14 protein-coding genes are annotated in these 14,929 nt (G+C 41.8%); 7 read left to right on the top strand and 7 right to left on the bottom strand.

Annotated elements, in window-relative coordinates; all coding sequences use genetic code 11:
* Positions 1-127 precede the first annotated feature (127 nt).
* Positions 128-2,980: an aminomethyl-transferring glycine dehydrogenase gene (gene gcvP / locus D7Z94_RS14950; protein ID WP_120712405.1), complete on the bottom strand. Its 2,853-nt coding sequence runs from the start codon at positions 2,978-2,980 to the stop codon at positions 128-130.
* A gap of 126 nt (positions 2,981-3,106) precedes the next feature.
* Between gcvP and D7Z94_RS14955 the strand changes: the two genes are divergently transcribed.
* A complete protein-coding gene (locus tag D7Z94_RS14955) occupies positions 3,107-3,934 on the top strand; it encodes a UbiA prenyltransferase family protein (RefSeq protein ID WP_120712406.1) in 828 nt (275 codons plus the stop codon).
* Here D7Z94_RS14955 and D7Z94_RS14960 read toward each other — a convergent pair.
* Positions 3,931-4,161 (bottom strand): hypothetical protein, encoded by a 231-nt coding sequence (locus tag D7Z94_RS14960; RefSeq protein WP_317125783.1) that lies wholly within the window; start codon positions 4,159-4,161, stop codon positions 3,931-3,933. The genes D7Z94_RS14955 and D7Z94_RS14960 overlap by 4 nt on opposite strands.
* Positions 4,162-4,163: 2 nt before the next feature.
* Positions 4,164-4,718, bottom strand: coding sequence for a sigma-70 family RNA polymerase sigma factor (locus tag D7Z94_RS14965; protein WP_120713148.1), 555 nt, complete (start codon positions 4,716-4,718; stop codon positions 4,164-4,166).
* A gap of 120 nt (positions 4,719-4,838) precedes the next feature.
* Between D7Z94_RS14965 and D7Z94_RS14970 the strand changes: the two genes are divergently transcribed.
* Together D7Z94_RS14970 and D7Z94_RS14975 are read left to right on the top strand one after the other, a co-directional pair.
* Positions 4,839-5,198, top strand: coding sequence for a rhodanese-like domain-containing protein (locus D7Z94_RS14970; RefSeq protein ID WP_120712407.1), 360 nt, complete (start codon positions 4,839-4,841; stop codon positions 5,196-5,198).
* 10 nt (positions 5,199-5,208) lie between these two features.
* Positions 5,209-7,038, top strand: a complete 1,830-nt coding sequence (locus D7Z94_RS14975; protein ID WP_158594646.1) for a heparinase II/III domain-containing protein — start codon at positions 5,209-5,211, stop codon at positions 7,036-7,038.
* A 22-nt stretch (positions 7,039-7,060) separates the two neighbouring features.
* Here the strand turns inward: D7Z94_RS14975 and D7Z94_RS14980 are convergent, their stop codons facing one another.
* The 4 genes from D7Z94_RS14980 to D7Z94_RS14995 form a co-directional block, all read right to left on the bottom strand.
* A complete protein-coding gene (locus tag D7Z94_RS14980; RefSeq protein ID WP_120712409.1) occupies positions 7,061-7,582 on the bottom strand; it encodes a 5' nucleotidase, NT5C type in 522 nt (173 codons plus the stop codon).
* A gap of 89 nt (positions 7,583-7,671) precedes the next feature.
* A complete protein-coding gene (locus D7Z94_RS14985; RefSeq protein ID WP_120712410.1) occupies positions 7,672-9,699 on the bottom strand; it encodes a M3 family metallopeptidase in 2,028 nt (675 codons plus the stop codon).
* Between the two features lie 79 nt (positions 9,700-9,778).
* Complete coding sequence (gene purE, locus D7Z94_RS14990; RefSeq protein WP_120712411.1) at positions 9,779-10,270, bottom strand: 5-(carboxyamino)imidazole ribonucleotide mutase; 492 nt, start codon at positions 10,268-10,270, stop codon at positions 9,779-9,781.
* A gap of 1 nt (position 10,271) precedes the next feature.
* The gene (locus D7Z94_RS14995; protein ID WP_120713149.1) at positions 10,272-11,426 is read right to left on the bottom strand and encodes a 5-(carboxyamino)imidazole ribonucleotide synthase; all 1,155 of its coding nucleotides are present in this window, start codon (positions 11,424-11,426) and stop codon (positions 10,272-10,274) included.
* Positions 11,427-11,552: 126 nt separating this feature from the next.
* On the opposite strand from D7Z94_RS14995, the gene D7Z94_RS15000 reads away from it, so the two are divergent.
* The 4 genes from D7Z94_RS15000 (at position 11,553) to D7Z94_RS15015 (ending at position 14,908) form a co-directional block, all read left to right on the top strand.
* Positions 11,553-12,659, top strand: coding sequence for an adenylate kinase (locus D7Z94_RS15000; RefSeq protein WP_120712412.1), 1,107 nt, complete (start codon positions 11,553-11,555; stop codon positions 12,657-12,659).
* A gap of 82 nt (positions 12,660-12,741) precedes the next feature.
* A complete protein-coding gene (locus tag D7Z94_RS15005) occupies positions 12,742-13,260 on the top strand; it encodes a GNAT family N-acetyltransferase (protein ID WP_120712413.1) in 519 nt (172 codons plus the stop codon).
* A 53-nt stretch (positions 13,261-13,313) separates the two neighbouring features.
* Entirely contained in the window at positions 13,314-14,315 is a 1,002-nt protein-coding gene (gene obgE / locus D7Z94_RS15010; RefSeq protein WP_120712414.1) for a GTPase ObgE, read from the top strand.
* Positions 14,316-14,380: 65 nt separating this feature from the next.
* A complete protein-coding gene (locus D7Z94_RS15015) occupies positions 14,381-14,908 on the top strand; it encodes a DUF4136 domain-containing protein (RefSeq protein WP_120712415.1) in 528 nt (175 codons plus the stop codon).
* The last annotated feature ends 21 nt before the right edge of the window (positions 14,909-14,929 follow it).

Below are 14,929 nucleotides of genomic sequence, written 5' to 3' on the forward strand. Positions count from 1 at the left end.
AAGTCCATTTTGAGTGGACAATACGATGTCCATAAAGGGAGGCTAAAGAATTTCGAATGCAAAAAAGCCTTTTAATCTCGATAGATATCGGGAAAAAGGCTTGGCTTCACTTTGATTTGCGATATTTCTAAACTTCCATATAAGCTTCAATAGGCGTACAAGTACAGATTAAATTACGGTCGCCAAAGGCATCATCTACCCTCCTGACCGATGGCCAGAATTTATTCCCAGAAACATAGGGTAAGGGAAATGCCGCTTTTTGCCGGCTATAAGGGTAATTCCAGTCATCACTGGTAACCATCTCCAAAGTGTGTGGGGCATTTTTAAGCACATTATTGGGGCTGTCCGTATCGGAAACATCAATTTCCTCTCGGATAGATAACATGGCATCGCAAAACCGATCTAATTCGCCTAGGCTCTCACTTTCCGTAGGTTCTATCATAACGGTTCCTGAAACCGGGAAAGAAACCGTAGGGGCATGAAAACCATAGTCCATAAGTCGTTTGGCAATATCTACGACCTCAATGCCATTTTGTTTGAAAGGTCTACAGTCAATGATCATTTCATGTGCCGCCCTACCATTTTCTCCACTGTATAAGACATTATACTTTCCGGAAAGACGATGTTTGATGTAGTTGGCATTAAGGATTGCGATTTTGGTGGAATGTGTCAACCCTTGCTCTCCTAACATCTTGATGTATCCATAGGATATTAAACAGGCAAGGGAACTTCCCCAAGGCGCAGCCGAGATTCCAGAAATTGCCTTTTCCCCACCAGTATTGATAACCGGATTTCCGGGCAGAAAAGGTACCAATTGTTCTGCAACGCAAATGGGCCCAACTCCAGGCCCACCGCCACCATGTGGTATGGCGAAAGTTTTATGGAGATTAAGATGGCAAACATCTGCTCCAATGGATGCCGGGTTGGTAAGTCCAACTTGGGCATTCATATTCGCACCATCCATATAAACCTGTCCACCATGGTCATGGATAAGTTTGGTGATATGCTTTATTGAGGATTCAAAAACCCCATGTGTGGAAGGGTAAGTGACCATTAGAGCAGCCAAATTATCTGCATACTTTGCCACTTTTTCTTCCAAGTCGGCCACATCTATATTCCCCTTTTCGTCCGTTTTGGTCACTACCACTTGCATCCCGGCCATTACTGCGGATGCCGGGTTGGTACCATGTGCCGACGCAGGGATGATACAGATATTGCGGTGCCCCTCATTCCTGGATTCGTGATAGGCCCTGATTACCATCAGGCCTGTGTACTCGCCCTGGGCCCCTGAATTGGGCTGTAACGAAGTCCCTGCAAACCCCGTTATTTCGGTAAGGTCCTTCTCCAATCCTCGTAGTACAATTTGATAACCCTCAGCTTGTGCAACAGGTACAAAGGGGTGTATGTTACCCCAATTTGTCCAACTAATAGGTAGCATTTCGGAAGCTGCATTGAGCTTCATGGTACAAGATCCCAAAGAAATCATGGAATGGTTCAAGGATAGGTCTTTTCGCTCCAACTTTTTGATATAACGCATCAATTCCGTCTCCGAATGATAGGAATTGAATACGGGGTTTTCCAAGAATGGGGAAATTCGTACAACCTCTTCCAAAATAGCGGATTGGTCCGATAATGTTTGGATAGAGTCCATCTCTTTTTCGCCTAAGGCCTTAGAAAAAACACTGATAATTTGGTTCAAGTCATTGAGCGAAGTGGCTTCGTTTACCGAAATGGAAACAGTATCGGCATCTATGTAAAGGAAGTTAATTTCATGCTCTTCAGCAATTGGCCTAAGTCTGTTCGCATCACATTTAACCGCAATGGTATCAAAGAAGGATGTATTTAACTGGTACAACCCCATTCTTTCCAAGCTTTCGGCTAAAGTTACTGCAGTACGGTGTACTTTTTCAGCAATATATTTTAATCCCTTCGAGCCGTGATATACCGCATATATGCCCGCCATAACGGCCAAAAGTACCTGAGCTGTACAGATATTGGATGTGGCCTTATCCCTTTTTATATGCTGTTCCCTGGTTTGCAGCGCCATACGTAAAGCGGAATTTCCATCCATATCCTTCGTGACCCCTATTATGCGACCCGGGATATGTCTTTTGTATTCTTCTTTGGTGGCGAAATAGGCGGCGTGGGGCCCGCCATACCCCAATGGAATGCCAAAACGCTGGGTGGTACCCACCACTATATCGGCACCAAGTTCTCCAGGAGGAGTCAACAGTACTAGACTTAGAATATCGGCAGCTACTGAAACTTTAATGTTGTTTTTTGTTGCATTGGAGATAAAATCCGAATACGTATGAATCTGACCGTATTTGCCAGGATATTGTAAAAGGACTCCGTAAAAATCGTTCCCAAAACCAAACTCCTTGTGATTACCAACAACAAGCTCAATTCCCAAGGGTGTTGAACGGGTTTTTAAAAGCGATAATGTCTGTGGCAATACGTCTTGGGAAACAAAAAATTTGTTGACATTGTTCTTTTTTTGCTCACGGTTTCTTACGGCAAATAACATGGTCATGGCCTCGGCCGCAGCCGTACTTTCGTCCAACAAAGATGCATTGGCAATTTCCATTCCTGTGAGGTCACAAACCATGGTCTGAAAATTAAGTAATGCTTCCAAACGACCTTGGGCAATTTCGGCCTGATAAGGGGTGTAGGCCGTGTACCATCCCGGATTTTCCAGGATATTCCGCTTTATGACGGAGGGTGTTAGGCTTTCATGATATCCTAAACCTATATATGAGCGAAAAACACGGTTTTTTTTGGCCAGCTCCTGTAAATGGGCCAGAAATTTGTGCTCACTCATTGGATCATCTAACCTCAAAGGTTCCTTAAGCCGAATTTCATCTGGAATTGTCTCATAGACAAGTTGTTCCAAGTTTTCTGCCTCAATAATCTTCAACATATGGGCAAGGTCTTCTTCTCGAATCCCAATATGGCGCAAAGCAAACAAATCTGTCCTCATAATTCTCAATAAAAGCTGCACAAAATTAGGGATAAATTCCCTGAAAATGGATAAAACGAGGTGGGTGGGGAGGCAAAGTTTTTAACGAAAAAAGTGGTTTATGAACAGTTTGGCTACTTTTGTTCGATGAAGCTCTTGGGCCGCATTTTTAATTTTTATCTCGATGCAAGCATCCATGTGGCGTTGGCCATTCTTTCTTTGGTTTGGGTTACTTCCTCAATTTTAAATATTCCATCGGATAAGAACCTGTTCTCCTTCATATTCTTTTGTAGTATTGCCTGCTATAACTTCATTAAATATGGAGTTGAAATAAAGAAATATATACGGCTTGGCAACCCATGCCATGAATACATCCGGTTTTTCAGTTTTGTTTGCTCAGGAATTGCAACATACCATCTATTTTTTCTTGAGTGGGAAACCATTCTTATATTGGGGGTTTTAGGATTGTTCACGGGACTGTATGCGCTCCCAGTCTTGCCCGGAACCCGGAATTTAAGAAGTTTGGCAGGCTTTAAAATAGTTCCAGTTGCTCTTGTTTGGGCAGGTACTACTGTAGTATTGCCAGTATGGGCAGCAGGTTCTGCTCTTTCATGGGATGTTTGGATAGAAACGATACAACGCTTAATACTGGTACTTATATTAATATTGCCCTTTGAGATTCGGGATATGAAATATGACCCACCGGAACTGAAAACGTTCCCACGTCGTTACGGCATGGTAAAGACCAAAACTTTAGGTATACTATTAATTTTCCTTTTTTTCTTCCTAACGCTCTTAAAGGATGAAACAACACAGCTTGAAATTGTATCCAAAACACTTTTGTCTTTGGGTATGGGAAGTATTTTGTTGATTACAAAAAAGAATCAGAATAAATATTTTTCAGTATTTTGGGTGGAAGCTATACCCATTTTCTGGTGGATATTAATTTGGGTATTAATAGGAAGGGGAAATTAGATTTTCTCTTTCAATTGTTGCTTCATCTTTATTTTTTCTCCTTCAGAGAGGCTGTGCAGATTTGCTTTTTCACATAAAGCGGTCAACTCCGTATTTTTTTTGGTAAAAGCCGAACATGTTTTGCACATGAGTAAGTGCATTTTCAGCTTTATCTTTTCCCAAAAGGTGGCTTCCCTATACTGTGTCTTATTGCATATCAATGCCGCTTTCTCGCAGGATATCATCATTTTTAAAACCAATTTTGATTAAGGCAGCCCATTAAGGACGTTCTAGCCCTGTGGATCATCACCCACAAGTTAGACGGGTTTATATCCAGTTCATTACAAATATCTTCAGTACTCATTCCACGTATGGTTTTCATGGTGAATACCAAAGATTGTTTCTTGGGCAATTCTGAAATACAGTCTTGTATTGCCAATCCTAATTCCTTGTTTTCAATAGCATCATTTTCAAAGCTACTAAAGGGGTCTGCTACCTGTTCTTCCATCCAATCACCTTCGGATTCGCTTCCTGAGCTATAGCTCATGCGTACTTCGGCCCTGCCTTTTTTTGAATTGATTTTTCTATAGTAATCAATTACCTTTCGCTTCAAAATAGCGATAAGCCAAGTGCGCTCCGCTGCATCTCCTTTATAGTTTTTAGCTGAATTCAATCCTGCAAAAAATGTTTCCTGGACCAAATCCTTGGCTATTTCCGAATCGTTTACACGGGCCACGGCATAGTTAAAAAGGTAATCCGCATAAGAGTCTACCCAAGTTTCCGGATGTAGTTGTCGCATTGCCATAGATGCCTTGTCGTTATCAAAAATAGATGAATTTGATTTAATTAACCGCATATTTTCTTTTTGTTCATTATATTTTCTAGCTGCCATAATTGCTTATTTTTAATTTTTAAATTCAATTCAATGAAATTTGTGCCCGTAATCATAGCTTTTCTAAGCCTTAATTTTGGATATGCTCAAATAAAATCAAAACCTATCACAGAGTTTTCACAAAAGGATATCAAAGACGGGATATTGATTGATGTTCGGACCCCCAAGGAATTTGGAATGGGACATTTAGAAAATGCCCTGAACATCAATTGGTTCGATAAGGAGTTTTCCAAGCGTTTTGACACCATTCCCAAGAAGAGAAGACTGTATGTGTATTGCAAAAAGGGAGGTCGTAGTGCCAAGGCCCAAAAATTGCTGGACTCCCTAGGCTACTGGAATGTGGTTAATTTGGAAGGGGGCTATGACCATTGGAAAGCCAATAAGAAATTCTAAAGGATTAATGATGATTAGATACCCAGTACTAACACTTCTTCTGTTTTGTTTATCGGTTCATCTTTCGCTTTCACAGACATTTGAGAATCTGGTTGAGGAACATCCACGGTTATTTATCACATCAAATATAATCAATGATATAAAAAAAAGAACTGACTCGGATACAAGATATGCCTTTATCCATGAACAGATCTTGAGGAATTGTGATAGCCTTTTGACCATGTCTCCGGCACAGGAAATTAAGGAGGGGAGAAGACTACTGGAGGTTTCCAGAACCTATTTGAAGCGTATACTTTATTTAGCCTATGCTTACCGGATTACGGGACAAAGACCTTATTTTGAGAAAGCCAAGCAGGAAATGCTGGCTGCAAGTGCCTTTTCATCTTGGAATCCTTCCCATTATTTGGACGTTGCCGAAATGGCCATGGGCTTGGCAATAGGATATGATTGGCTGTTTCATGACCTTAGTACAGCGGAAAGAGAAACTATTGCCAGTGCGTTGTTGGAAAAGGGAATCCGAACCTCAATTGACAAGACTTTGGAACATGGTTGGATAAGTTCTTCCAATAATTGGAATCCTGTCTGTCATGGTGGATTGACCGCCGCAGCAATTGCGATATTCGATTTCGCTCCCGATGTGTGCACAACAGTAATCAAAAGGAGCATTGAACATGTGCCTGAGGCAATGAAGGAATACGCTGCGAATGGAAACTATCCCGAAGGACCTATGTACTGGTCCTATGGGACAACGTACAATGTATTATTGGTCGCTGCTTTGCAAACGGCCTTTGCTTCCGATTTTGGACTGCTAAGTAAACCTGGATTTCTGGAAACCGCTAATTATTATCGCCATGTCATTGGCCCTTCCGGGCTATATTTTAATTATTCCGATTCCAGGGAAATCCCTGGGCTTAATTCGGCACAATTCTATTTTTCCAAGGAAATGGAAAGCCCGGAATTACTGTGGCAAGAAATGGATATCTTAGAATCTTATAGGAATGGGGAGAGAAATTTTAAGGCCTCCGGAATTTCAAATCGATTTCTCCCCTTTATTCTTTTATGGTCTCTGGATATGCCCGAAGTCAGGTCTTCGAATGAAAACCAATACATTGCACATGGTACTACGCCGATTGCCATATACAGATCTGCCTGGTCGGACTCGGCCCTCTACCTCGGCATAAAGGCAGGGAGTCCTTCGGCAAATCATGCTCATATGGATATTGGCTCTTTTGTATTTGAAAAGCATGGGATACGCTGGGCAATGGATTTAGGCCTACAGGGATATCATTCCCTTGAAAGCCTTGGGTTGGGAATTTGGAAAAAAGATAGGGGTTCCGATCGATGGAAAGTTTTTAGAAATAATGTATTCTCCCATAATACCCTTGTTGTAAATGACTCCTTGCAGAATCCGGACGCCTTTGCTACTATTGAAAAGATTGAGGATGATACCCATGCATTTAAGGCAGCCATCAACTTATCGGAAATTTATACCCCGCAATTGGCCTCTGCAAGAAGAACTTTTGAAGTTAGCCAGGATCAAGAGCTTGTAATTACGGATTCCCTACGGACCACGGAAACAAGTAACGCCACAATTCGCTGGGCTTTTGTAACCCCTGCTGAAGTAGAGATTGCCAAAGATGGCCGGGCTGCTTACCTATCCAAGGAAGGACAATCCATAACGGTAAAACTATTACGGCCGGAGGATACTTCGTTTAAAATATATAAAACCGATCCGCCCCCTTCGGACTTTGATGCATCAAACCCGGGAACACGCTTATTGGGGTTTGAAGTTTTTTCCACTAAAGATTCGAAGGAAATAATTCAGGTAAAATTGAAGTAACATTTGGAAGCGGATTTGACGGCTATAGTAATATCTTAGCCACTTCCTGCCAGTCGTTGGCACGCTCAAAACCATTGGTATGGATATTATGCGGAGAGCTGAACATAATGCTCCTGCCTTGAAAGGTTTTCAAATTACGGGTGCGGTCATCAATCAAAATATCTCCCTTCAAGATATGCTTATGACCGCATAAAATACGTTGCTGCCAAGGAATGAAAGGAAAATGTTCATCCAACCACTCTGATTTTTCCTCAAGGGAATTTGGAAACTCCATAGCCGCCGAGGCAATGTATACCTCATTTTTTTTGGATAGTTCCTTCATCACATTTTGGCTATCGGGAATAACCTTAAGATCCCTAAAAAAACCTTTTAGGGCAGTATGTTTACGGATACTTTCTCGTCTGTTTTCGGGTACTTTTTGCCAAACCTCCCAGCCGGAACAAAATTCCAAAGTAAGATTTTCATCAAAATCTTTGTTATACTGTTCAATATGTGCGCCATAGGTATCCGCAATAACCTCGTCCATGTCTACAAATAAGACCATACTATGCTAATTTTGGGCGAAGTTCGGTAAAAAGTATCAGAATCGGGGAACCCTGTGCAAGAGCTTATCAATAAGTTAACCTAAAAAAACTACTCCACATTATCCAAAAGTCCGGCTCTTTCCAATAAAGCCTCTACCTTTGGTTCACTTCCCCGAAATCTTTTATAAAGTACCATTGGTTTTTCGGTGCCTCCTTTGGAGAGTATGTTTTCCTTGAATTTCGTTGCCACTTCCTTGTCAAAAATTCCTTTTTCCCTAAAAAAAGCAAAAGCATCGGCATCCAAAACCTCGGCCCATTTATAACTATAATAACCTGAGGAATATCCTCCCTGAAAAATGTGGGAGAATGCTGTACTTATACAGGTTTCTGGGGTGTCCGGATACAATTGGGTACCCGAAAAGGCTTTAGTTTCATGAACTTTTACATCCGTTATATTTGAAGGGTCCCCTCCGTGCCATGCCATATCCAACAATCCAAAACTCAATTGCCGGAGTGTGGCCATGCCTTCTTGAAAAGTAGCGGATTCCTTTATTTTTTCAACCAATTCCATAGGGATTACCTCACCGGATTCATAGTGTGTGGCGAATAGTTCAAGGGCCTCTTTTTCGTAGCACCAGTTTTCCATCACTTGACTGGGCAGTTCCACAAAATCCCAATATACAGAAGTGCCCGAAAGACTCGGATAGGTGGTATTGGCCAACATACCATGCAATCCATGCCCAAATTCATGGAACAATGTGGTCACTTCTGTAAAGGTGAGTAGGGAAGGCTTGCTTGGTGTTGAACGTGTAAAATTGCAGACATTGGAAACGTGAGGTCGTACATCTTCCCCATTCCTTTTGTATTGCGACTTGTAGGAGGTCATCCAAGCACCACCACGTTTGCCTTTTCTGGGATGGAAATCGGCATAAAAAAGAGAGATGAAATTGCTATCCAAATCATAAACCTTGTAGGTTTTTACTTCTTCATGATAGGTATCCACATCAAAAACTTCCTCAAACCGCAATCCGAAGAGTTTTTCCGCTACCTCAAAAACTCCGGCAATGACATTTTCCAATTTAAAATAAGGTTTCAATTTCTCATCGTCCAAATTGAAGAGTTTCTGTTTCAATTTTTCGGAATAATAACTACTATCCCATTTTTGAAATCGATCTATACCATCAAGCTCCTTGGCGAAATCCTCCAATTGTTTAAATTCCCGCTTAGCGGCCGGTTTGGCCTTTTCCAAGAGTTCGTTCAAAAATGCATGTACCTTTTTGGGAGTTTCGGCCATGCGCTCTTCCAACACAAAATGGGCGTGGGTCTCGTAGCCCAACAAATTGGCTCTTTCGTGTCGAAGTTTGGTTATCTTAAGCACGTTTGATTGATTATCCAGTTCATCTTCATGAAAGCCCTTACTGCCAAAGGCCAAGGATAACGTTTTGCGCAATTCCCTGTTTTCGACATACTTCATAAAAGGAATGTAGCTGGGATAGTCCAAGGTTACCAACCAACCATCCTTATCTTTGGATTTGGCCAATTGGGCCGCAGCCTCTTTTTCACCTTCAGGTAAACCATCCAGGTCCGATTCGTTGGTAAGATGCAACTCATATTTGTTGGTTTCGGCCAGGACATTTTCCCCAAATTGCAATTTAAGTTTGGCCAATTCCGTGTCAATTTCACGTAGCCTTTTCTTTTTGTCCTCAGAAAGATTGGCCCCGTTGCGGCTAAAACTCTTGTATTTTTTTTCCAGTAAAGTCTGCTGCTCCGTAGATAAATTTAATGCATCCTTTTTCCCATAGATCGATTTGATTCTTTTGAATAGCCCTTCATTTAGAGTAACATCATTGCTAAATTCCGAAAGCAAGGGAGAGATTTCCTGGGCTATCTTTTGGATTTTGGGATTGGTTTCCGCAGAATTCAGATTAAAGAATAGACTTGAAATCCTATCCAAATGCTGACCGGTAAACTCTAACGCCTCAATAGTATTTTCAAAGGTCGGGTCATTTGGATTATCGGTAATGGTATCAATTTCCTTACGAGCGGCTTCCATGGCCTCGAGAAAGGCAGGTTTAAAATGTTCATCCTTTATTTTTGAAAAAGGTGCCGTGTCAAAAGGGCTGAGTAGGGGATTCATATGCTTTGATAGTTTAGGGTGATGGTGGACGGATACAATTTTAGATAAATAACCATCAACCAAGAATGGGTAAGTATTTTTATTTTTTGGTTCGTACTTTGTTTGCTCCGTCAATAACTTTCTGTTTCAACCCCTCCTTATAGAGTACAATTTTGTCCAGCACGCATGTATCCGAACTACCGATAATCTGTGCTGCAAGGATGCCCGCATTTTTGGCCCCGTTAAGGGCAACGGTGGCTACAGGAACGCCTCCGGGCATCTGCAGAATGGAGAGTACCGAATCCCATCCATCCATGGAATTGCTACTCTTTACAGGAACGCCTATTACCGGTAGTGGGGACATGGAAGCCACCATACCAGGAAGATGTGCTGCACCTCCAGCACCAGCTATGATAACGGAATAACCATTTTTATGGGCATTTTTACTGAACTCGAACAGTTTTTCAGGTGTACGGTGCGCGGATACAATGTCCACATCAACCTGAATATCAAATCCCTTTAGGATATCTATGGCTTCCTGCATAACGGGAAGGTCACTGGTACTTCCCATCACCACGGCTACTTTGCTCATACTATTTGCTTATTACGTTTATCGTTTCCTTTACATGCTGTGCAATTTCTCTTGCCTTGGAAATATTTTCGTTTACTATGGTAACATGGCCCATTTTACGAAATGGGCGCGTTTGCCTTTTTCCGTAGATATGCGGGGTTACGCCTTCCATCCGTAAAACTTGGTCCATATTTTCATAGGCCACATCCCCGGTATGGCCCTCGGCACCTACCAAGTTGACCATAATGCCCGCTACCTTACTTCTTGTATTTCCCAAGGGCAAATCCAATATGGCTCTAATGTGCTGCTCAAATTGATTGGTATAACTTGCCTCAATACTATAGTGCCCACTGTTATGGGGTCTTGGTGCCACTTCGTTTACCAGAATTTCATCTTCTTGGGTCTGGAACATTTCCACGGCCAGTAATCCAACATGCTGAATTTCTTCGGAGACCTTTAGAGCAACTTCTTGAGCTTTTTCGGCTACTTTGGCATCAATACGGGCCGGGCAGATAACATACTCTACTTGATTGGCTTCGGGATGAAATTCCATCTCTACTACTGGATAAGTAGTACGCTCCCCATTAACACTTCTGGCCACAATAACCGCCAATTCGTTTTTAAACGGTATCATGTCTTCGGCAATGCATTCACCGGGTGGCAATCCCTCCAAATCTTCAATTTTTCGAACAATTTTAACGCCTTGGCCATCGTATCCGAATTGGGCACTTTTCCAGACAAATGGAAAATCCAATCCGCCATTTTCCAAACTATCCTTTATTTCACTAGCATAAGCAAAGCGAGAGAAAGGTGCTGTTGGAATACCGTGGTCTACATAAAAAAGCTTTTGCTTTGCCTTGTTCTGTATGGTCCGTAAGGCCTTGGTAGGCGGATATACCTTTACACCTTCAGCCTCTAATTTTTCCAGGGCATCAACATTTACATTTTCGATTTCAATGGTAAGCACATCCACTTCCTTGCCAAAGGAATAAACGTCATCAAAATCCATAAGATTTCCGAGGACAAATTCATTACAGGCAATCCGGCAAGGGGCAACTTCGGATGCATCCATTACCCGAGTATAAATGTCCCATTTTCGGGTTTCGTAAAGCAACATTTTCCCTAATTGACCACCACCTAAAATACCTAGTTTAAAATTGGAAGAAAAATAGCTCATTGGATTCCGTTTTGCCCGTGTTTGGGAGGCGATGCAAAAATACAATGAATTTCCAAAACAAAAGTCGCTCAGCTCAAAAAGCAAAATCAAATTGGTATATTTGCCATCCCAGATAAGATTGTGCCTTTGATAAAGCTTCACGATAAATATTTTAAACCTTTTTTGACCGAAAGTCAGATTACGGCAGCTATCCAGAAAATTGCTAATGAAGTTGCGGTAGACTATAAGGAGAAGACCCCTATTTTTGTAGGTGTTCTAAACGGTGCCTTCATGTTCGTTTCGGATTTCCTTAAGGCTTATGCCTATTCCTGTGAGGTTTCTTTCGTAAAATTGAGCTCCTACCAAGGGCTTACCTCAACAGGGATCGTGGAGACACTTTTAGATCCTCCCGAGAACATTGAGGGCCGTAGTGTAATTATCCTAGAGGATATCATAGATTCCGGGCGTACGTTACAGCAATTGGTCCATTTGTTTTCCAATTCCAATGTGAAGGAATTCAAGGTAGCCAGTCTTTTTTATAAATCCGAGGTATATAATGGGGAGTATTCAATAGACTACGTAGGCATTGAAATTCCGGATAGATTTATTGTGGGCTATGGTTTGGATTACAAGGAACTGGGTCGAAACTTAAAAGAAGTATACCAATTAAACCAGAAGCATATGATCAACCTTGTATTGTTCGGGAAACCGGGTGCCGGAAAAGGAACTCAGGCCGAATTTCTAAAAGAAAAATACAATCTAAAGCATATCTCCACCGGGGATGTATTTCGCTACAACATTAAAAATGGAACGGATTTGGGCAAGCTGGCAAAATCCTATATGGATCGAGGCGATTTGGTACCCGATGAAGTGACCATTAATATGCTGCGGGATGAGGTTGACAAAAATCCGGAAGCCAGTGGGTTCATTTTTGATGGTTTCCCAAGGACCAATGCACAAGCCGAGGCTTTGGATAAGCTGTTGGAAACCAAGAATATGAAAATCAATGCCACTATTGCTTTGGAGGCCGATGATGAAGTGCTTATTCAAAGACTATTGGAACGTGGTAAGGTGAGTGGCCGTTCTGACGATCAGGACGAGGCCAAAATTCGCAACCGTTTTGAGGAATATAACCAAAAGACAGCTCCTTTAAAGGACTATTATGAGGCCCAAGGCAAATTCCACAGTGTTAGTGGTATTGGGGCCATAGATGAAATTACTATGCGCTTAGGGAAGGTGATAGAAGAACTCTAGGGCACATTATGCTTCAAAAATTGATCCTCGGATCAACTTTCCAACCGCTTGATTTTGGCAGTTTGATGTTTAATATGTCGTGATGAATTTTGATCTTCAGCCGTTTTTGGAAAATGATTTGGTGACCATTAGACCGCTAAGAGGAGAAGATTTTGAAGATTTGTTCAAAGTAGCATCCGACTCCTTGATATGGGAACAGCATCAAAACAAAGATCGTTATATTTTGAAGGAATTTAACCGATTTTTTGAGGAATCCCTTGCATCCCGGGGTGCTTTGCTAATACAGGATCGGCAATCGAAAAACGTTGTGGGGAGTTCCAGGTTTAAGATAGTGGACGAAATTGATAGCGTTGTGGAAATAGGATGGTCATTTTTAGCCAGGCATTATTGGGGTGGCCTTTACAACCGGGAGATTAAGAAGTTAATGGTGAACTACGCCCTAAAGTCCTGCAGAAATGTTGTTTTTTACGTCCACCCAAAGAATTTTCGTTCTCAACGAGCACTTGAAAAAATCGGGGCCAAAAGGTTAAACGAAACTGAAAAGACCTGGGTATTACCTGAAGAAGAAGGGATTACCTATGTGATTTGGAGCCCACTTTAATAAATAGGACTTGCATAAAGGATGCTGTTTTAGACGATTTTGAAATTAAATTTATGACCGAAGGTAATTTTGTAGACTACGTAAAAATTCACCTAACTTCGGGTAAAGGAGGCCAGGGGTCTACACATCTTCGGCGAGAAAAATTTGTGGCCAAGGGTGGGCCGGATGGAGGCGATGGGGGTCGTGGTGGCCATATTATCATTCGGGGGAATACCAATTTATGGACATTGGTTCATTACAAGTTCAAAAGACATTTTAAGGCCGGCCATGGAGGGCATGGTGGCAAACAGACCAGCACCGGTGCCAATGGGGAAGATGTTATATTGGAAGTCCCCTTGGGTACTGTAGTCAGGGACACGGAGACCAATGCCATTATTTTTGAAATTACGGAAGAGGGGGAAGAAAAAATTGTATTGAAAGGTGGTAAAGGCGGTTTGGGCAACTCCCATTTTAAAAGTAGCACCAATCAAACACCTAGATATGCCCAACCTGGATTACCCGGGCAGGAAAAACAGGTAATTTTGGAATTAAAGGTATTGGCCGATGTGGGCTTGGTGGGTTTCCCCAATGCCGGAAAATCTACCTTACTTTCGGTTGTTACTTCGGCAAAACCCAAGATAGCGGATTATGAATTTACCACTCTAAAACCCAATCTGGGCATTGTGAAGCATAGGGATTTCCAGAGTTTTGTTATGGCCGATATTCCTGGAATAATTGAAGGGGCTGCTGAAGGTAAGGGCCTTGGCCATTACTTTTTGCGACATATAGAACGGAACGCCACCTTACTTTTTTTGATTCCGGCGGATAGTAAGGATATCAGCAAGGAATATGAAATTTTGTTGGACGAACTACGACGTTACAATCCGGAACTTCTGGATAAACAGCGCTTGTTAGCCATATCAAAAAGTGATTTATTGGATGAGGAACTGATGGAAATGATGCGTACAGAACTAAACAAGGATTTTAAGGAAATACCCTATTTATTCATTTCTTCCGTAGCGCAGCTGGGTATTCAAGAGTTAAAGGATAAGCTTTGGACCATGCTCAACGGTTAATCGAATATAGTACTGAATACTAAAGTGTTATTTCTTTTTTCAGTATTTTTAAGGAAAGTAAGGTAATGAAAACAGCGGGATATATTCTTCTTGTGCTTCTTTTGGGTTCTTGCAATGCTATCCGGGTCAACTATGATTATGACAAGGCTACTGATTTTTCCAACTATACTACCTTCAATTATTATTCGGATATGGATACCGGACTTAGTGAATTGGATAACAAAAGACTGTTTCGGGTGTTGGACATTGCCCTACAATCCAAAGGTTTGGTTTTTTCTGAGGAACCTGATTTTTTGATCAATATCCAGAGCAATACATTTCAGACTCCTCGAAATAGCAATGTAGGCCTAGGAGTGGGCGGTGGGGGTGGAAACGTTGGTGGCGGTGTTTCCATAGGCATCCCGGTTGGCAGGCCTAACCTGGAACGTCAGATTCAATTTGACTTTGTCGATAACCAAAAAGATATGCTCTTTTGGCAAGCGGTCAGTGAAAGTTCCTTCAAGGAAGATGCATCCCCATTGGAGCGTGAGCAAAAGCTAAAAGAAATTGTGGAGAAGGTGCTATCCAAATACCCACCGAAAACCAGAAAATAGATAATCAAAGCTTTTAAATAG

It is taken from the genome of Ulvibacterium marinum, assembly GCF_003626755.1.
GTDB classification, from domain to species: domain Bacteria; phylum Bacteroidota; class Bacteroidia; order Flavobacteriales; family Flavobacteriaceae; genus Ulvibacterium; species Ulvibacterium marinum.